20 protein-coding genes and 2 pseudogenes are annotated in these 20601 nt (G+C 35.9%); 19 read left to right on the top strand and 3 right to left on the bottom strand.

Annotated elements, in window-relative coordinates:
* Positions 1-144 (top strand): annotated as a pseudogene (locus LKD36_RS04310) (transposase); the annotation flags it as partial.
* Between the two features lie 27 nt (positions 145-171).
* Here LKD36_RS04310 and LKD36_RS04305 read toward each other — a convergent pair.
* From LKD36_RS04305 to LKD36_RS04300, 3 genes are read right to left on the bottom strand one after another with little or no spacing between them, the layout of a single operon-like run.
* Positions 172-765: a hypothetical protein gene (locus tag LKD36_RS04305; protein WP_308458840.1), complete on the bottom strand. Its 594-nt coding sequence runs from the start codon at positions 763-765 to the stop codon at positions 172-174.
* Positions 766-786: 21 nt separating this feature from the next.
* On the bottom strand, positions 787-978 hold the full coding sequence (locus LKD36_RS17660; RefSeq protein ID WP_408610912.1) for a hypothetical protein: 192 nt from the start codon (positions 976-978) through the stop codon (positions 787-789).
* A gap of 23 nt (positions 979-1001) precedes the next feature.
* Positions 1002-1349: a hypothetical protein gene (locus LKD36_RS04300; RefSeq protein WP_308458839.1), complete on the bottom strand. Its 348-nt coding sequence runs from the start codon at positions 1347-1349 to the stop codon at positions 1002-1004.
* A 166-nt stretch (positions 1350-1515) separates the two neighbouring features.
* Here LKD36_RS04300 and LKD36_RS04295 point away from each other — a divergent pair, with 166 nt between their 5' ends.
* From LKD36_RS04295 to LKD36_RS04205, 18 genes and pseudogenes are all read left to right on the top strand, one after another.
* Positions 1516-1779 carry a hypothetical protein gene (locus tag LKD36_RS04295; RefSeq protein WP_308458838.1) on the top strand — a complete coding sequence of 88 codons (264 nt, stop codon included), beginning with the start codon at positions 1516-1518 and terminating at the stop codon, positions 1777-1779.
* Between the two features lie 202 nt (positions 1780-1981).
* Entirely contained in the window at positions 1982-2206 is a 225-nt protein-coding gene (locus LKD36_RS04290) for an ErpK protein (protein ID WP_308458837.1), read from the top strand.
* A gap of 87 nt (positions 2207-2293) precedes the next feature.
* On the top strand, positions 2294-2620 hold the full coding sequence (locus LKD36_RS04285) for an IS1096 element passenger TnpR family protein (RefSeq protein WP_308458836.1): 327 nt from the start codon (positions 2294-2296) through the stop codon (positions 2618-2620).
* Between the two features lie 160 nt (positions 2621-2780).
* Positions 2781-4205 (top strand): sugar transferase, encoded by a 1425-nt coding sequence (locus tag LKD36_RS04280; protein ID WP_308458835.1) that lies wholly within the window; start codon positions 2781-2783, stop codon positions 4203-4205.
* Positions 4206-4218: 13 nt separating this feature from the next.
* Positions 4219-5703 carry a hypothetical protein gene (locus LKD36_RS04275; RefSeq protein ID WP_308458834.1) on the top strand — a complete coding sequence of 495 codons (1485 nt, stop codon included), beginning with the start codon at positions 4219-4221 and terminating at the stop codon, positions 5701-5703.
* Between the two features lie 160 nt (positions 5704-5863).
* Complete coding sequence (cps2T, locus tag LKD36_RS04270) at positions 5864-7123, top strand: beta 1-4 rhamnosyltransferase Cps2T (protein ID WP_308458833.1); 1260 nt, start codon at positions 5864-5866, stop codon at positions 7121-7123.
* A 14-nt stretch (positions 7124-7137) separates the two neighbouring features.
* Entirely contained in the window at positions 7138-8082 is a 945-nt protein-coding gene (locus LKD36_RS04265) for a capsular polysaccharide synthesis protein (RefSeq protein ID WP_308458832.1), read from the top strand.
* Entirely contained in the window at positions 8079-9140 is a 1062-nt protein-coding gene (locus LKD36_RS04260) for a glycosyltransferase (protein WP_308458831.1), read from the top strand. The genes LKD36_RS04265 and LKD36_RS04260 overlap by 4 nt, the downstream gene beginning before the upstream one ends.
* Positions 9141-9150: 10 nt before the next feature.
* Positions 9151-10428, top strand: a complete 1278-nt coding sequence (locus LKD36_RS04255; protein ID WP_308458830.1) for a hypothetical protein — start codon at positions 9151-9153, stop codon at positions 10426-10428.
* Positions 10429-10457: 29 nt separating this feature from the next.
* On the top strand, positions 10458-11867 hold the full coding sequence (locus LKD36_RS04250) for an oligosaccharide flippase family protein (protein ID WP_308458829.1): 1410 nt from the start codon (positions 10458-10460) through the stop codon (positions 11865-11867).
* A gap of 16 nt (positions 11868-11883) precedes the next feature.
* Entirely contained in the window at positions 11884-12585 is a 702-nt protein-coding gene (locus LKD36_RS04245; RefSeq protein WP_308458828.1) for a LicD family protein, read from the top strand.
* A 39-nt stretch (positions 12586-12624) separates the two neighbouring features.
* Positions 12625-13335, top strand: coding sequence for an IspD/TarI family cytidylyltransferase (locus tag LKD36_RS04240; RefSeq protein WP_308458827.1), 711 nt, complete (start codon positions 12625-12627; stop codon positions 13333-13335).
* A gap of 10 nt (positions 13336-13345) precedes the next feature.
* On the top strand, positions 13346-14389 hold the full coding sequence (locus tag LKD36_RS04235) for an NAD-dependent epimerase/dehydratase family protein (RefSeq protein ID WP_308458826.1): 1044 nt from the start codon (positions 13346-13348) through the stop codon (positions 14387-14389).
* A 55-nt stretch (positions 14390-14444) separates the two neighbouring features.
* Positions 14445-15532, top strand: a pseudogene (locus tag LKD36_RS04225) (acyltransferase family protein).
* A complete protein-coding gene (locus tag LKD36_RS04220) occupies positions 15519-16346 on the top strand; it encodes a LicD family protein (protein ID WP_308458823.1) in 828 nt (275 codons plus the stop codon). The pseudogene LKD36_RS04225 and the gene LKD36_RS04220 overlap by 14 nt, the downstream one beginning before the upstream one ends.
* A 184-nt stretch (positions 16347-16530) precedes the next feature.
* Positions 16531-18306: an NTP transferase domain-containing protein gene (locus LKD36_RS04215; protein ID WP_308458822.1), complete on the top strand. Its 1776-nt coding sequence runs from the start codon at positions 16531-16533 to the stop codon at positions 18304-18306.
* A complete protein-coding gene (locus LKD36_RS04210) occupies positions 18307-19026 on the top strand; it encodes a phosphocholine cytidylyltransferase family protein (protein WP_308458821.1) in 720 nt (239 codons plus the stop codon).
* Between the two features lie 36 nt (positions 19027-19062).
* Positions 19063-20547 carry a BCCT family transporter gene (locus LKD36_RS04205; protein WP_308458844.1) on the top strand — a complete coding sequence of 495 codons (1485 nt, stop codon included), beginning with the start codon at positions 19063-19065 and terminating at the stop codon, positions 20545-20547.
* Positions 20548-20601: the final 54 nt, after the last annotated feature.

Genomic DNA, 20601 nt, shown 5'->3' with positions numbered 1-20601 from the left:
GATATTGATATTTCCGACAGTACAATCAGCCGGATCACAGACAAAATCCTGCCTATTGTAAAAGAATGGCAGGAACGCCCGTTGGAAGAAGTGTATGCTGTCGTATTTATGGATGCCATCCACTATCATGCCCGCAATGAAGGGCCCCTCTTTTTTTAATACTTCCTGATACTATTTGACAGTGATTGTACCGATATCCTCGAGTTTTTTGTAAACTAACTGGCATAAGGATTTCCTTTGCACATATTCAGAATGCGGCTTTTCCGTTTCGTTCTGTTCATGCATTCGTGTTCTTTCTTTTTGCTTAAACATTCGTAACGAAGCTACGCTGCCAGTATATCCCTTTTTACAAATAATTTCATGTATTTTGGGATAGGTGAATCCCTTGCTCCTGAGTTCTATTACTTCTTTTTCATATGGAGCCAATTTCCCTGGAATTCGAACATTATAGTGTCCATTTGTAATTGAAAAATCAGGATTTAAATAATTTTGTATGGTTTTATAAGGATGATGCATTAGCGTGGCAATCTGCTCAATGGGATATCCTGCTAAGGTCATTTTTCTTGCTTCTTCTATTTTCTGTTCTTTTTGTTTTATTGACAGCTGATGTTGCCGTTCCCGGGCAATTTCCTTGGTTTCAGGAATTTGGTTTTCTGAAATGGAAAGATATTTCTGGATTGTTTTAGGTGATGAATGTAACAATAACGCTATATCTGATATAGTCAATCCTTCCCGGCGTTTTTCATGGGCGAATTTTATACGCAATGACTGATTTGCTGTATTATATCATACTTTCATTTCATCCGTAATGCTTTTTGTTAATGGTATTTCAACCCTTGCAGGAAATTCCCGAATTATATATTTACAGATAACTTCCGAGAGTCCTTTTATCAAGTGAAACCGGTCACTGATCTGTATGATATCAGGATGAGAATTTGTAGCGGCGGATGCGTACGTGATGGCTCCATCCCTTGAAATAACTTCGAGATTGTGAAAGATTTTCAGCCAGTTGCAGACATCATTTGTATCTCTATATCAACAATCCGATGATTTTCCAAATTTATCATAACTGTTCCGTAAGAAAATCTTTTACGGAGTGCAAAGTCATCCACACATACCATTTTTACAGAAGATTTATCCACAATGGATGGCATTTTTTTAAGCAGATCACAGATGCTGCTTTTACAAACTGAAATATTTTCACTTTTTAAAAGTTTAGAAGCATTCAACGAGCTTAGCTGGGAGGATGTATATAAAATATTTTGGATTAACCTATTCGTTTTTTTCGATTTAGCAGTCACAAATGGATGTTTCTCGGAAAAAGTTTTATGAGAACAGTCCGGATTCATACATCGCATTTTCCTGGTATCTACCAATAGGATGACCTTTTTTCTTTGCATAGGAAGATCTTGAATTTCTCTTTAATAATTTATAGTGTTTGTGGAGTTGATTATCCGCAGCAAATTTTATACCTGCTTAAAGGAACAAATGCAAAAGAGTGGGAAGAAAAACTATATGACGGTTCTGACAGCAATTAGGGAACTGGAAAAGGTAGAACTGATCCGCCAGAGCGACCTGGGATACCGCATGGATTATGCGGTTACGGCCACGCAGAAAGAAATCCTGAAGGCATTTAACATGACGTCAGCAAACATCAGAACCCAGGCTGCTGCAATGAATGAAGACCTGATGCAGATAGAGAAAGAAGGCAGGACGAGAGAAGTTAGGACTCGGCATAGGCTGATGATCCTGGTAGACATGGGAGGTTCGCTGCCGTAGATGGATGGGTACACACAAGGCCATGTAAAACGAAATAAGAAGACGTTTTACTTCGTGCACCCAAAATCCACTATTTTCGTACCAGATACAGAGAAATGTCCATTCCTATGGCTCCTTTTTCTGAGATATTTATTGATGAAACACTAAAAAATCCTTGATTTTCAAGGAAAAAAGACTTGACTATATAGGGAGGATAAGAACGATGGCAAGAAGAAGTATTCCGATAGAAGAAAAAATTGAATCACAAAAGGAAGTAGTTTCGAAAGCAAAAGACAGGTATGAGAACGAATTAGATAAGCTTGAGAAGCTGATGCAGAAACGGGATGAACTTCGCAGTAAGGAATTAATGGAAGCATTTGCCAGAAGCGAACGTTCTTTTGAGAAAGTAATGAGATTTTTATCCGGAAATGAGGTGCATGATGAGTAACCAGTATACGATGAAAATATATCCTACAGGCAGAGGACGTGATGTTTACCGAAATATCGAATCTGCGGTAACAGTACATTAAATCAATTGTGCCAGATTATCCTGGAATCATTTGATTTTATAGATGAGCATCTGTATGAATTCTGTATGGACAACCGTATGTATAGCGAATATGCATATCAGTCAGATTCGAAGGGAGACGAACCATCTGCAGATATCACACTGGATGAGGTCGGTCTTTGTAAAGGACGGAAATTTGCACTTCATTATGATTTCGGGGATGACTGGATGTTCACAATCACGGTGTCAAAAATCAGTGAAGTACAAGGGGATTTTAAACTTCGTATCATTAAGTCAAAAGGTTGCATTCAACAGTATCCAGACTGGGATGAAGATGAGTTTGACGAAGAATAATGTGCTATTTGTGACTAACGAGAGTTAATTTTACAGGAAGTTAAGATTTAAATTTACACTCAAATTTCTTAAAAATTTCATCATCTCTTGCACCTCATCATTTTTATGGTATAATACTGTCATGTATGCATAAAAAAAGACAGTAAACAGAGGTTAACCTATGTATCGTAAGAGAAAACAGCTGATGGAACTGGCAGTGTGTGTTATTGACGCACTGGCGGTATTGTTCAGTTTATTTGTTGCCGGAATCCTCCGGTATCATAATATGTCCCAGATGATGGGAGCAGAAAATATGCAGGAACTATGTAGTATGATACTGGTAGTACATATTGCATCTTACTATTTCCTAAAAGTTTATGATGGTTTTTTCCAGAGAGGTCGTTACAGTGAGCTGATTCTGACCATTAAATATAACATAGTTCTGGTAGCCGGTGCTATGCTGATTGGATTCAGTATGAAGAATGTCGTTTTTGTATCCCGACTGGTGATGGGATATTTTTTTGTCATCAATACGATTTTAATCTGGCTGATCCATATCTTTATTCGTAATAAAGACAGAGTACTCCACTGGAGCAAGCGAAGAGTAACCAACTTGCTGGTGGTAACTACAAAAGAATATTTTACGGAGATTCAGGACCGCTTTGAAAAATCCAAAGAGACCACATGGAATATTATGGGTGTTGTGCTCTTAAATAATGAAGAAAATCTACAGGAACTAAATGGTGTAAAGGTTATTTCCGACACGGAAGATGCTTATTTGGAATATGCGACGCTTCATGTAGTAGATGAGGTGTTTATTCAACTGGATGCGATTCAGAGTAAAGAACATTTTCTGAAAAATATGATCCTTGAATTTGAAAAGATGGGCGTGGTTGTAAATCTGAACCTAGATCTTTTCAATCTGGGAGTAACTGGTGAGAAGAGAATCTATTCTGTGGAAAAATACAATGTCATCGCATTCTCTAGCCGCCTCTTTGACTACCGTATGGTGATGGTAAAGCGTCTGATCGATATCGCAGGCGCATTGGTAGGTCTTTCCATTACGCTGGTGGTTGGCATTGTGCTGGCACCGATTCTTCTTCTGGAATCGCCGGGACCGTTGATCTTTAAGCAGAAACGAGTAGGTGAGAATGGCCGTATCTTTGACTTCTACAAATTTCGATCCATGTATCAGGATGCTGAAGTGAGGAAGAAGGAACTGATGGAGAAAAATGAGATGCAAGGCCTGATGTTTAAAATGGAAAATGATCCACGTATTACGAAAGTAGGAGCATTTATCCGTAAGACAAGTCTTGATGAACTGCCACAGTTCTGGAACGTATTGAAAGGTGATATGAGTCTGGTGGGAACCAGACCGCCGACAGTGGATGAATATCAGCAGTATAGCTATTACCAGAAACGAAGAATCAGTTTCCGTCCGGGCATCACAGGATTATGGCAAATTAGTGGACGAAGCAATATCAAGAATTTTGACGAAGTGGTGAAACTGGATCTGGAATATATCGATAACTGGTCCATATTATTGGATTTTAAGATTATCTTTAAAACCATACTGGTAGTGCTCCGCGGAAGCGGAGCCAGATAAAAAGGAGAATTACATGGACGAAAACAGATACAATAATTATGAAGACGAGATGGAAATCGATCTCATTGATATGATGTTTTATCTCCTAAAAAAATGGAGAGGACTGCTTCTGGCAGTGCTTATTGGAGTTATAGTTGGCGCCGGACTTTATGTGGTAAAGAATCGTCAGCAACAGGCAGAGCAGGCGCAGAAAGCATCAGAGCTGGTACAGGCAGATGAGGATGAAGAATTTGATGAATCCGATTACAAAATCAGCAAAGACAGCCGTGCTGCCATGGAGATTGCCTATCAGTATCGCCAGCTGTATAACAAACAGCAGGAGTACAACAGCAAATCCATCATCATGCAGCTGGATCCCAATGCCGTATACACCGGAGAACTGAAATATTATATTTCTGCAGGAAATAATACGGGACTCATCGGCGTGCTTTATCAGAATGTGATCAGTGATGAGGATATTCTGGAAGAACTGAAAGATGCTTCTGGTCTGGATTGTGATACCCAGTATATCAAGGAGCTCATCGACAGCGTCATTGCAGATGAGAGCGGAACTTCCATCAATATCAACAGCGGAGATGGTATGGACAGTGTGAATGCAGTTGTGAAAAATTCTTTTGTTACTTACAAAGTGATATCTACCAGTCAGGATTCCTGCGAGCAAATGTTGCAGGTGATTCGTGAAAAAGTAGATCAGCTGAATGCAGAAGCAATCGAGCAATATGGTAGCTATAGCGTGGTAGAAGTTGGTGATCATGTTGGGTTGGTGACAGATAATACCTATTTGACCAAACAAAAAACCAATGTAGATCAATTGAATACTTATTCCACCGCAGTAAAAAATGCAGAAAAAGATTTCTCCGATGAGGAGAAAACCTATTATAATAAGAAATATCTGGCTAAAGAATATGCAGAAAAAGCAGATACCGAGGAAGGCAAAGACCTGCTCCTGGAAGAAGTAGAAGCAGCACCGGTCAGCAAGGTAAAATGGCTTGTCATCGGTGTGATTCTTCTGGTCATGTTCTGGGGAGCTTACTACGTAGTAAAATATATCTTGGATAAGAAGGTGAAGACGGTATCCGAGCTGCAGAGCACTTATCGTCTGCAGGTGATTGGTCGTGTGGCAGCCGGAGAAAGAACCAGCAAAGGACTTGACAAATTCATTGACAAGATCTATGAAGGTATTAAAGAACAGCCGGATACACTGGATTATGTCGTACAGGCAGTTAATGCTATGGAAGGTGGCAAAGCAGTTCTGTGTGGAAATGCCGAGGTTCTGGAAGTGAAGAATGTGATGGATCAGCTGACATCTGAGTGCGGCGGCCTTGAAAAAGGAGAGTTCTGCAGCAGAAGTGCAGCATCTCTGGAAAAAGCAAAAGCAGCCGGAAAAGAAATTCTGGTTGTCTGCATCGGTAAGACCAGGCGTGGAGAAATCGAACGTGAGATGGAAAGTTGTAGACTCCAGAAGATCAGAGTGGCTGGCGTGGTAGTCGTAGAATAAATTAAAGCTGAAGATCTCTATATTAGAAATTGACAACTAGAAGAAGAAATGCTAGAATTATTCCATTATTGAGAATGCGATATTCGAGATTGGAGAATTGTGGATATCAGATTGCCGTTTATAATTTGAACGACAAAAGAATAAAGAACATGAGGCACTGATGGTAATTCTCAGTGCTTTTTTTATAGGAGAAAAGATGGACGTACAACATGTATTTTTAGTAGGAGCTAAGAGCCTGGGAGCTTATGGTGGTTATGAGACTTTTGTATATAAACTTACAGAATATCATCAGAACAATAAAAAACTTAAATATCATGTGGCTTGTAAAGCAAATGGTGATGGATGTATGGATGAACACAAGATAGAAGGTGCCACTCCAATAAATGATCATGAGTTTGAATTTCATAATGCTCATTGTTTTAAAATAAATATTCCTCAGATTGGACCGGCACAGGCAATATATTATGATGTTGCGGCATTGAATGAATGCTGTAAGTATATTAAAAAAAATCATATCAAGCATCCGATTATTTATATTATGGCATGCAGAATCGGACCATTTGCTGGTTATTTTTATAAAAAGATTCATAAGCTTGGTGGAAGGGTTTATCTTAATCCGGATGGGCATGAATGGTTACGAGCAAAATGGAGTAAACCAATTCGAAAATATTGGAAAATATCGGAACAGATGATGATTAAATACTGTGATCTTGCTATCTGTGATTCTGTTAATATTGAAAAATATATTCATGAACAATATGATGGCAAAGGATTGCATAGAACAAACCCACAGACGACTTTTATTGCTTATGGCGCTGATTTGACACCTAGTAAATTAGCAGATAATGATGAAAAATTAGTAAATTGGTATCATGAAAAGGGTTTAAAGAAAAAAAATTACTATCTCGTGGTTGGACGATTTGTGCCGGAAAATTCATTTGAAATAATGATTCGTGAATTTATGAAAAGTAAAAGTTCAAAAGATTTTGCACTTATTACAAATGTAAATGACAAATTCTTGAATGAGTTAGAAGAAAAACTACATTTCAAGAGTGATAAGAGAATCAAATTCGTTGGCACTGTATACGATCAGGAACTGTTGAAAAAGATCCGAGAAAATTCTTATGCATATTTTCATGGACATACAGTTGGAGGTACAAACCCCTCGTTGATTGAAGCTCTTGGAAGTACCGATTTGAACTTACTGGTTGATGTTGGTTTTAACAAAGAAGTAGCAGAGAATTGTGCACTTTATTGGAGCCGCAGACCAGGTAGTCTTGCAAAGCTCATTGATAAGGCGGATCAAATGAGTGAAGATGAAATTGCAGAGATGGGGCGAAGAGCAAAGAAGCGTGTTGCGGAAGAGTATACATGGAATAAAATCTGCGGACAGTATGAAGATGTTTTTACAAAATATTAAGTGAGAAATAAGAAATGAATTTGAAAGAGACATTTGAAAAACAAGGTGGAATGAAGCTTCTGAAACAGTATTATTGTGGTGGAGCATTGTTTACTGCGATAGGTGAGTTCTTGCTCTTGGGAAAGAGTAAAACTTCATTAGAAATATTACGGAATGCAGCTTCTCTGAAAATAAAACAGAAACTTGAAAAAAAATATTTAGATAAAATTGAGAAAATTGAGAAGAAATATAAAGAAGGAAGCATAGCAACAGATAGAAAGGTATGGATTTGTTGGTTTCAGGGGATGGAAAATGCACCAGAAGTGGTAAAAAGGTGTTATGCATCTATAAAAGATAATATAACTGACAGAGAAGTGATCCTTCTGACAGAAAATAATTACCGAGAATATATTTGCTTTCCGCAGGAAATACAGGCTAAGATTGATAGTGGAATTATCAAAGGGGCGCATATGAGTGATTTATTGCGTCTTGAACTTTTGCAGCAATATGGAGGAACGTGGATTGATGCAACAGTATTTTGCAGTTCAAAAAATATTCCAGACTATATGCTTAATAGTGATCTGTTCCTTTTTCAATGCTTAAAGCCGGGAAGAGATGGACAGTCAAGTATCATTTCTAATTGGTTTATGACGGCAAGACCCAATCAAAAATTTATTTTTATGATGAGGGAACTTTTGTATGATTATTGGAAAAATAATGATGAGGTAATAGATTATTTTATTTTCCATGATTTTTTCCAAATACTCATAGATCGATATCCAGAGGAATGGAATAGGGTTGTGCCCTTTAGCAATTCAGTGCCTCATATTTTACTACTAAGATTATTTGACGAATATAACGATGCAATATGGAATGCGGTAACGGCAATGACACCATTTCATAAGTTAACATATAAATTTAAAAATTCTGATACTATGAAAACAAATACCAACTATCAAAAGATAATGGAGAAATTATGATGACGATTGAAAATCCATTAATATCAGTTATTGTTCCAGTGTATAACGTAGAAAACTATATGAGGCAATGTATAGATTCGCTGCTTAAGCAAACATTGCCAAATATAGAAATTATTTTGGTAGATGATGGTGCGACAGACAAATCCCCAGAAATTTGTGATGAATATGCAAAGGAACATTCTAATATTAGAGTTATACATAAATTAAATGGTGGATTGGGTAGTGCAAGAAATGAGGGAATGAAAATAGCACGGGGAAAATATATTGGTTTTGTCGATTCTGATGATTATGTTTCAAAAAAAATGTATGAAACACTGTGGAATTTGGCAGAAACGAATGATGCAGATTGCGCTTATTGTGAATTTGCAAGATTTTGGAATGACCGTGTTGATATTACATTAAAAACAGAAAAAACTGTAAAGATATATTCGAATGATGAAATTTTAAACTCATATTTGCTGGACAGAGTGGGATGCGATCCGTCGAAAAAAGAAGATTGTACATATGGGGCCAGTGTGGGACTTGGATTATTCAAAAATGATGTAATTAAAAAGAGTAAGGTCAGTTTTGTCTCAGAACGAGAGTTCATAGCAGAAGATATGATTTTTGATATTGATTTTATTCCATATTGCAAAAAAATTGTTCATACGAATGAAGTATTGTACTTTTATAGATTTAATCCCAACTCATTAACTACGCGGTATGTTGCAGATAGATTTGAAAGAAATGTGATGTTATGTCATGAAATGGGAGCAAGATTGGGTCGAGCATATACTTCAGATGTTTACCGAATAAGAGTGGATAGATATTTTCTTAAAATAACAAGAATTGCATTGATTGAGGAGACAATTCATATCAGGGATAATGGATGGAAAACTGCAAGAAATAATATGAGCAGAATAGCGCATAATCAAGAGTTAAATCGAATTTTAAAAACATATCCTACTGGCATGCTGCCTGGAGCGCAAAGAATATTTTTCTCCGCATTGAAAAAAAAGATGTATTTATTAGTGACTATTCTTATAAAGGGCAACATGGTTTTGAAAAAAAATAGATAGGGGCAATAGGATGTCAGAAATTAAAGTTAAAAAGAAATCTTTTTTTGCGTATATAGCGATGACGATCTCTTTTATAGGGAGTTGCTCTATTTTTCAAGGAACAGCGGGTTCATTGCGGTGGATGCTGTTTTACTATGGAAGCCCGTTGATTCTTCTGTTATTATCGATATACTATGTGTCACTGAATAGAGATATAAGAGTTAAAAAAGAGCGAAAGTTTTTTATTGGGCTATTTATCACGCCACGAATAATTATGGTGTTATATTCTTGCGTTATATGGTTGATTAGTAGTACAGCTTTTCCATATATATCAAGAGGAATATCGAATACGTTGTTTCAGTGTGCAGCTTATATTTGTGGTGTGTGCATTGCATGTGGGGAAAAGGATGATATTCTTGAAATTTCGCTTGCATCAGCAATAACTGTATTCGGATTGGCATACCTTAATGGATTTATTCAAAATGGTATATCGTTCATTTATGCATTAAATCCATTTAGCACATTAGCAGATAATTTTAGACAGTTTACAGAATTACACGAAGTGGCTTATATAATTGGATTATGCATTTTAATGAATTTAATTATAGGTAAACATACCAGTTTAAAAAAGAAAAATATTTTATTTTGGGTTTCGGTTATAGTTTTTATTATTGCATGGAAGCGAATTGGAATATTTGCTGTAGCAATAACATATTTGTATTTCGTGGTATTTTCTCGCAGCAAAAAAGGTAATAAATCTTTTTTTGTAAAAATGACGGGAATTATTGGAACGATAATTTGCCTGGCTTATGTTTCATTAATTGTGTCAGGGAAATTTGTTACGTTATTACAATCACTTGGAATAGACATGATGGGAAGAGATATCATTTATGCATATTTTAGAAAATTCACAACTTTTGCTCCAACTTTTATGGGTAAGGGTGTGGGATTTGTAGGAAGACAGTTTGATTATACGACACGTGCGGATTTGTATCATATGGTTTCGATAAGAGCTTTGCATAACGATTTCTTTAAGATGTACATCGAAATAGGATATATAGGATTTATTGTATGGGTATTTTGGTGGATGATAAAAATGTCTCAAATTATTCAAAAACGATATGGAGTAAAAAAGGCATTTATTTGTCTGCTGTTTATTTTATATGCATTTATTCTCTATACAACGGATAATGCAGAAAGCTATACAAATTTTCAAATGTTGTTATCGGCAATTATAACATATATCTCTTGTTTTTATGTTGACAACAAGACAAAAGATAAAAAGGCAGAATCAGTGAAGGTAATTTGATATGAACTGAAAATGTGAAAGGAGGATAAATGAGCAGAGAAAAAAATTTGGCAAAAAATACTGCAATTTTGGCTATTGGACAATTAAGCTCAAAGATTTTTACTTTTTTGCTTCTTCCGGTGTATACGTCATTGTTATCACCTGATGATTTTGGAACGATTGATGCTCTTCAAACAGTAATCAGTTTAGCTTTGTATTTTGTTACCCTTCAAATCGAAAATGCCGTTTTTAGATTTATAATTGAAAATAGAACAAATAAAGAAAATCAAATTAGTTATGTGACAAGTGCAGGTGTTGTATTGCTTGCTATGGCGGGAACTTCAACGATAGTAATAGGGGTAATAAATTCCCTGTATATGATCCCGTATGTTATATTGGTTACATTGTCACTTTGGACTCAGTCATTATATTTGTTTGTTTCCAATCTGGCAAGAGGGTTGGGTAAAAATACAGATTATTCGATTACCAGTTTTGTTGTTACAGTTTCATCTTTAATCATCAATATTGTATTGATCGTGGGTCTGAAAATAGGTGCTGTGGCGATTCTTGTTGCATTAGCATTCTCCAATTTAATAGGATTTTGCTGGCTTTTTTTGAGATTGCATATATGGCAATTAATTAAATTTAGTACGGTCAATAAAATGAAAATCAAAGAGATGCTTCGGTATTCGTTGCCGCTTATTCCGAATGCAATTTCATGGTGGATTGCGAATACCTCAGACAGATTAATCATTATTTGTTTTTTGGGAACGGCATTTAATGGAATTTATGCTGCCGCAAATAAAATACCAACAATTTATACAACGATTTTCACAGTATTTAATACTGCATGGACGGAATCGGTTTCACTGGCAATAAATGATTCGGATCGAGACACATATATTAATTCCATGCTTAATAGCGGATTTAAATTGTTCTCCTTTATTAATATGGGAATAATAGTTTGTGTGAGTGTTTCTTTTAAGTGGCTTATTGGAGAACAATATACGGAAGCGTACAATCATATATTTATTTTACTTGTGGCTATTTTTATAAATTCAATGTGTTCACTTTTTGGAGGTGTGCTCGGAGGTCTTAAAAACACGAAAGTGATCGGTTGGACAACGGTTGTCGGAGCAATTGTAAATGCTGTAATCAATTTTTCACTTATACAAAGTATAGGATTATATGCTGCTTCGGTTTCAACATTAGTATCCTATCTGATTATTTATATTTTTAGATTTTCGGCAGTAAAAAAGATTGTTCAGATCAGAATTTCAAAGAAGTATTTGCTACAATGCGGAGCAATGCTATTATTAGTCGCAGGAGGATATTTTTATAGAAAAATGATTATTAATAGCGTGGTTTTGATTGTTTTAATAGTTTGGGGAGTATATCAAAATAAGAGTATTTTAATTCCACTATTAAGTTCAATAAAAAGTAAAGTAATTCATGAGTGAACAGGAGTAAGTTATTATGAACGTAAAAGAAATATGGCACAAGATAAAGGCAATTCCAGTGATTGGAAGAACATATGAAAAATATATTGGATCTAAAAAAGTGGCATATATTGAAAACAAGTGTCGTGAAGAATTAGTTAAAGATGGTGAGAAATATATTGAACTCGTTGAGAATACACTGAAAAACAGTGGGGCGTTATATTATGTATATGCTGGAACATTATTGGGACTGACTCGTGAAGGAAAATTTATTAGTTGGGATCTGGATATTGATTATGCAGTTGTAATTACGCAGGATTTTCCATGGAGTAAACTGGAAGGTTTAATGAATAAATCTGGCTTTAAAAAGACAAGAGAATTTGTGTTCGAAGGATCTGTTAAAGAACAGTCATACGCAGTTGGAAAAATGAACATTGATTTCTTTGGACAGTTTTATGAAGATACTCACATGATACAGTATTCATTTGAATACATCCCCAATTGCGAATATAACGATGAAAATGAGAGAAGCGTATATTTGGTAACACTGCCAAAAGTTGTAGAGACGAAAAAAATACGAATGGGAAATGTATCTGTATCTGTTCCGGTTAACAGCGAAGAACTTTTGGCAGCAATCTATAATGAGGATTGGCGTATACCAAATCCGAATTGGAAGTCTAATAGTGGAAAATGTACTACTCTGTTAAAAAATAAAGTTGCTCATCAGATGATACTTTAAAATATTTAGTATAAATAAGAAAAGAGGAGATTGCAAACTATGAATATTGCGTTGCTTATTGCTGGGGGATCTGGTGCGCGAATGCATCAGAATATTCCGAAACAGTTTCTTACAGTGAATGAAAGACCAGTTATTGTATATACCTTGGAGGCATTTCAGAATCATCCGGAAATTGATGAAATTGCGGTTGTGTGTATTGAAGGTTGGGAGTCTGTTCTTTGGGCATACGCAAACCAGTTTAATATTACAAAATTGAAGTATGTTGTGCAGGGTGGGAAAAATGGTCAAGATTCCATTCGCAATGGTGTCTTTGAACTGGAAAAGTATCATTCGCCGAATGATATTGTATTAATCCATGATGCAATTCGTCCGATGGTATCAGCTGAAATCATTTCAGATTGTATTCGTGTTACGCAAATGTATGGAAATGCAATTACAGTTATTCCCTGTGCAGAAGCAATGATTCAAACAGAGGATGGCATTGTATCTACAGGCAGTTATCCTCGGGATAATCTGAAAAGAACGCAAACACCACAGGGATTTCATATTGGAAAAATTTGTAATATCCATAGAAAGGCATTGAATGCAGGCATAACAAATTCAGTTGCTTCATGCACATTGATGATTGAGATGGGAGAACAGGTATATTTTTCCGCAGGGTCGGAAAAGAATATTAAGTTAACAACAGTTGAAGATATAGACATTTTTAAAGCACTTCTTGTCGCAAAAAGGTCTGACTGGTTAAAATAGAGGAAAAAACATGGATTTTCATCAGAGTAAACTGTATATTCAAGATATTGATAGAGCGTTGAAACATGTAATCGGAATTGAAAAAATATTTAATAAAAGTGTACTTGTAACAGGGGCAACTGGAACAATAGGTTCCTTTGTGGCAGATATGTTGATTCGATTTAATCAACAGAATAAGGCTAATATAAGTTTATATCTTGCAGGTCGAAATCTTCAAAGATTGCAAAAGCAATTTGGATATTATGATAATGTTAATTTTTTACAATATGATATGATGAAACCGATAGAATTTGACGTTTCAATTGATTATATCATTCATGCCGCAGGAAATGCTCATCCAGCGGCGTTTAATGGAAATCCAGTGGAAACAATAATTGGGAATATTGAAAGTACATTTAGGCTTCTTGAATATTTGAGAGAGCATCATGGAAAAAGATTCCTTTATGTTTCTTCTGGCGAAGTATATGGACAAGGTGATGTTTCACTTGATTCTTTTGAGGAAGATTACGTTGGATATGTGAATGTTTTGGCGTCGAGATCATGTTATCCATTAAGCAAGCGAACTACAGAAAATCTTTGTGGATCATATTATAAACAATATGAGATAGAGACTGTTATAGTGAGACCATGTCATACATATGGACCATGTATGACAGAGACAGATAACCGTGCTCATGTACAATTTTTTCATAATGCATTGGCTGGCGAGAATATTGTTCTGAAAAGTGCAGGCAATCAAATGCGTAGTTATAATTATGTTGGTGATTGTGCATCGGCATTGCTGACAGTACTTATTAATGGAGTACCAGGTGAAGCCTATAATTTGGCTAATCCGGAATCAAGGCTTACAATTGCACAACTTGCAGAGCAGATTGCAAGTGCAGGAGGGCAAAGAGTTATTTTTGAAGATCCATCGTCTGGGGATATAGCTAATCAGTCGCCGATTGCAAAACAAGTTCTTAATACACAAAAAATAGAAAAACTTGGTTGGATACCTACATTTAGTATTAAAGAGGGTGTATTTCACACATTAAGTATTATTAAAACTATGTGATAGGAAAAGTATTCGTGTTCAAAATTAAGAAAATTGGGAATATTTGAGGAGGAATATGAGTGAACATATAAAAGCAGGAAAAGCTGGTATGGAAACCAGACATTATGATTCAATAGATGGATTGAGAGCATTATCATGTCTTGGCATTATTATGATGCATATACAAGCAAATACTGAGTATAATTTGTCTGGATCGTTTGTTTTTGATCAATTTATTCCATCACTAACGACGTTAGTGTACTTATTTCTGATGATCAGTGGCTTTGGTATGTGTGCAGGATACTTGGATAAATTCCAAAGTGGAGTTATAGATATAGATGTTTTTTATAGAAAAAGATATCAAAAAATCTTGCCTTTTTTAGCGTTCTATTATTTATTGCATTGCTGATGGAACACAATTTAGCAACTGTATATGAAATTTCTGTTGAAGTTTTATTGCTTCATGGATTGCTTCCCAATAATGCAGTATCTGTTATTGGAGTTTGTTGGACACTGGGAGTGATCTTCCTTTTTTACTTGTTATTTCCGGCGTTCTCAGTGTTGATGAAATCAAAAAAGCGTGCTTGGGCGAGTTTGGTAATTTCATTGTGGATTGTATTTGTTTGCGACCAGTATTTTTTCTCTGATTATTTTGTTGCAGAGTCTTTTGCTCCACGCCATAACTTTCTCTATTGTTTACCTTTGTTCATTGTAGGAGGACTTGTATATTTATATCGCAGTGAAATTATGCGAAGTTATGAACAACTTGGTGTATTATCATTTTTGATTTGTATAATTATGTCAAGTTTATGGTATTTGAAACCTGCCGGAATGAAAATGATTTCATATATTGGAAGCCTATTGATGTTTTCATTATGGCTTTCTTATGCAATCGGGTCAAATAGTAAATTCCTATCATCAAAACCGATGAAATATTTATCAAGTATTTCGATGGAAATGTATCTTGCTCAGATGATCGTTTTTAGAGTAGTTGAAAAATTGCATTTGCTGTATATGTTTGGTGATACAGGTATTGGCGGATGGATTAGCTTTGTTTTTTCATTTGCGTTAACTGTTTTAGGATTAATTGTTTTTATTGAGTGTTATAAAATTATTGTAAAGTTGTGGAGACAATGGAAAGGAGCACAATTTGGAAAGGCATGAATTAACCATAAAAGAAACCCAGGCAATATCACTTGAAATATTACATACGATAGCGAAAATATGTGAGATGCAGCATCTTCGGTATGCACTTATATATGGAACACTTATTGGAGCAGTGCGTCATCATGGATATATTCCGTGGGATGATGATGTGGATATTATGATGCCACGCCCAGATTATGATAAATTATTGCTTTATCTGAAAGATCATATTTCGGAATACCATCATTTACAGGTGTTTAATAGGGAAGAATGTCCAGAATATCCGTATATGATTACACGAATTAGCGATGACCGATATACGATCGAAATGGCAAATGAAAAGCCTTTCGGTATGGGAGTGTTTATAGATATTTATCCATATGATGGTCTTGGAAATACTAAAAAAGAGGCTATAAAATATGGCTTAAAAGGTGATAGGTTGTCCTCACTTTGTTATCAGTCTACCCGGGAACATTTTGCAATTGAAACTACAACATCACTGGTTCGAAAATTAATAAAATTTCCTGTATATGTGTATGCTAAAATACGAGGAAAAAATTATTTTCAAGAGAAGTTAGAAAAACTTGCGAGAATAAAGGAATATGATAATAGTGAATATGTAGGATGTGTAATATGGTTATCCTGGGGAGAAAAAGATATTTTTCCAAGGAAGTGGTTTGATGAAACCATAATGATGCCATTTGAGAAATATGAATTTAGGGTTCCTAAATATTACGATCAGGTTTTAAGACATGAATATGGGGATTATATGCAGCTGCCGCCTGAGAAAGACCGTATAGGGCACCATTTCTTTAAAGTATTTAAGAAATAATATTTTTTTGAAAAATATAGCTAATATGTGGTTGATATATGGAAAAAGTGTGATATACTAACAAAGTAGCCATACATTAAACTAAGAAAAATGAGATAATCCTGGCTCTTGTCAGATTTTATGAATAGCGGAGTCAGGATTTTATGTAAATGTGTAGTTCACGAAAATGATTGGAGAAAAGTACATGAACAAACAAGAAAGCGATATTTTGAACACACTTCTATTGGAATCATTTGTTAATCAACGAATTCTAGCAGAAATATCTGGTCATTCGCTGGGAGTAGTAAATCGTTCTTTGAAGGAGCTTATGAAAGACGAATATTTGGATGAGGAACTTCGGCCTACCATGAAGGCACTAACGGAATTTAGACAGAAGATGCCGCAGCGAGCGGTTATTCTGGCAGCTGGATTTGGTATGCGGATGGTTCCTATTAATACAGAAATAACGAAAGGTCTTCTTGAAGTCAATGGGGAGCCTTTAATCGAACGAATCATAAAACAGCTCCATGAAGTTGGAATTAAAGAGATCTATGTGGTTGTAGGTTTCATGAAAGAAAAGTATGAATACTTGATAGATGAATATGGAGTGGAATTAGTCGTTAATGCAGATTATGCAGGAAAAAATAATCTGCATTCCATGAATCTGGTAAGAGAACATTTGGAGAATGCCTATGTTATTCCCTGTGATATTTGGTGTGACCGCAATCCATTTCATCGGCATGAAATGTATTCTTGGTATATGGTAAGTGATCTTGTGGATAATGAGAGTACTGTCCGCGTGAATCGTAAAATGGAACTGGTGACGGTTCCGGAAAACGCAGGCGGTAATGCAATGATTGGCATTTGCTATCTTATAAAAGAGGATGCTGATACGGTGTCAAAACGTATTGCAGTACTTTGCAAAGATCAAAAGTATGATGGTGCGTTCTGGGAAGAGGCACTTTACAATAAAAATCGAATGATGGTTGCGGCTCGTGTAGTTCATTCATCAGATGTTGTAGAAATTAACACTTATGAGCAGCTTCGGGAACTTGACGGTAATTCTAATCATCTAAAAACCGATGCGATACAGGTAATTTGCGAAGCATTAGCGGTAAAACCGGAAGAAGTTACAGACATCACAGTTTTGAAAAAAGGAATGACGAATCGCTCGTTTTTGTTTACCTGCAAAAACAAAAAATATATTATGCGTATACCGGGAGAGGGAACCGATCAACTGATTAACCGCCAGCAGGAAGCGGAGGTGTATCATGAGATTGATCATAAGAATATTTGTGATGATATTGCCTATATAAATCCTCAAAATGGTTACAAAATCACGGAATTTCTGGAAGGAGCCAGAACGTGTGATCCTTTGAATGAAGAAGACGTCAGAAAGTGTATGAAGCGTTTACGGGATTTTCATGAACTGGGATTGAAAGTTGCTCATGAATTTGACATTTTCGGGCAGATGGAATTTTATGAAACACTATGGGATGGAATGCCTTCGGTTTACAAAGATTATAAAAAGACGAAAGAAAATGTTTTATCTCTTAAGTCTTATATTGATGCCCATGTTGGAAAAAAAGTTCTGACGCATATTGATGCAGTACCAGATAATTTCCTGTTTATAGAGAAAAATGGAAAAGAAGAAATTCGGTTAATTGATTGGGAATATGCGGGAATGCAGGATCCGCATGTGGATGTGGCAATGTTCTGCATTTACTCTCTGTACAATAAGCACCAGGTAGATCGACTGATTGCTGATTATTTTACAGAAGGATGCGATAAAGCTACAAAAATTAAGATTTATTGCTATATTGCAGCCTGCGGACTCTTGTGGAGTAACTGGTGTGAATATAAAAGAAATCTTGGTGTAGAATTTGGAGAATATTCGTTGAGACAATATCGCTATGCGAAAGATTATTATCGAATTGTACAGGATGAATTAAAAGAACAAACAGAAGGAGAAAGTGACTAAATGTACAGAGTGGAAAGAGCAATCATTATGGCAGCAGGCTTTGGAAAACGGATGTATCCTGTAACATTGAACACGCCTAAACCGTTAGTTAGGGTAAATGGTGTTCGAATGATAGATACAGTAATTGATGGTCTGCATAAGAATGGGATTAATGAAATTTATATAGTAGTGGGATATCTGAAAGAACAATTTATGGCACTTGAAAAAGAATATCCAGGTGTTAAACTGATCGAAAATCCGTATTATGATACGTGCAACAATATTTCCTCCCTTTATGTGGCAAGAGACTATATCAAAAATGCAATGATTCTGGATGGCGACCAAATGATTTATAATCCGGCAATTCTGACTCCTGAATTTGAACGTTCCGGGTACAACAGCGTGTGGACTGACGGAGAAACAGATGAGTGGCTTCAGACAGTGGAGAATGGAATTGTCGTATCCTGTAGCCGGACGGGAGGAAAGAAAGGCTGGCAGTTGTACAGCATTTCCAGGTGGACTGCAGAGGATGGAAAAAAATTAAGACATCACCTGGAAATAGAATTTGAACAGAAGAAAAATCGACAAATTTATTGGGATGATGTGGCAATGTTTTGCTATCCGGAGGAATACCAGCTGGGAGTTTATCCAATGAAAAAAGAAGATATTATAGAAGTAGATAATTTAGATGAATTGATCGCATTAGATGTCAGTTATAAAAGATATGTGGAGGAAAAATAAGTGAATACGAAAAATGAGCATGGAAAAATAGACTGGATGATAACTTTAGTTCCCCTGTCAATTGTAATTGTATTATGTATTTTATTTTTCTTTGCACCAGAACAATCAAATGCAGTATTAAGTCAGGTGCGATTTTTCTTTGGGGATACATTTGGTACATACTATTTAGTAATTGGCCTTGGTATTTTTATTTTGTCATTGTATATTGCCGGGTCTAAATATGGAACGATTGTTTTGGGCGAACCGGATGAAAAGCCGAAATATTCCTTTTTTTCCTGGGGAGCAATGATGTTTACCTGTGGATTAGCCGCTGATATTTTATTCTATTCATTTTCAGAATGGGTATTATATGCAACAGATCCGCATATTTCAGAAATGGGAAGTATTCAGGACTGGGCAGGTGTTTATCCGTTGTTTCATTGGAGCTTTATTCCATGGGGATTTTATCTTGTCTTAGCTGTTGCATTTGGGTTTATGCTTCATGTAAGAAAGAGAACCCGTCAGAAATATTCAGAAGCCTGCAGACCAATTCTTGGTAAGTATACAGACGGCTGGGCAGGAAGACTGATTGATTTGCTGGCTGTATTTGCACTATTGGCTGGAACAGCAACCACATTTAGTGTAGCCACACCGCTCATGGCAGCAATCATTGGAGAACTGTTTCATATTGAAATGAGCCGTACGGTAATAAATATTATTATTCTTCTGGTTACATGTGTGGTTTATACGTATTCATTATTGCATGGTTTTAAGGGAATTAGTAAACTTGCAAATATTTGTATTTACATGTTTTTTGGATTGATAGCTTTTGTGTTGCTGTGTGGAGGAGAGTCAAGATATATTATTGAAACTGGTTTTGCATCTTTTGGAAGAATGGTTCAGAATTTTATTGAATTGTCTACATTCACAGATCCATTGAGAACATCTAGTTTCCCGCAGACATGGACGATTTATTATTGGGCCTATTGGATGGTGTGGTGTGTGGCAGCGCCATTCTTTATTGGAAGCATTTCACGAGGCAGGACAGTACGTCAGACAATTCTAGGTGGATATGTATTTGGTGTAGGGTCTACATTGATAAGTTTTATCGTATTAGGCAACTACTCGATGGGTATGCAGGTGACCGGTAAAGCTGATTTTATTGAGCAGTATTTGGAGAATGGAGATTTGTATGGCATGATCGTTACTATTATTAAAACAATGCCTGGTGCACCTGTAATTATGGTAGTTGTACTCTTGACGATGATTGCATTTTATGCCACTTCATTTGATTCTATTGCATTGACGGCTTCCTGCTATAGTTACCATATTTTGGAAGATGGAAAAATGCCTAAAAAAGGAATTCAGCTTATGTGGTGTATTTTATTGATTTTACTTCCTATTGCGTTACTATTTGCGGAAAGTTCTATGAGTAATTTGCAGTCAGTTAGTATCGTGGCAGCATTTCCAATTGGCTTGGTAATTATAATGATTGCGGTAAGTTTTATGAAAGATGCTAAGAAATATATAGAACAAGAATAAGTGGAATAAAAGATAGGGCACCCTGTTTGTAAAAATAATAGGATGCCCTTAAAT

It is taken from the genome of Hominiventricola filiformis (assembly GCF_020686965.1).
GTDB classification, from domain to species: Bacteria; Bacillota; Clostridia; order Lachnospirales; family Lachnospiraceae; genus Hominiventricola; species Hominiventricola filiformis.
Note: the sequence above shows the minus strand (reverse complement) of the source record. Positions and strands in the feature narration are given on the sequence as shown.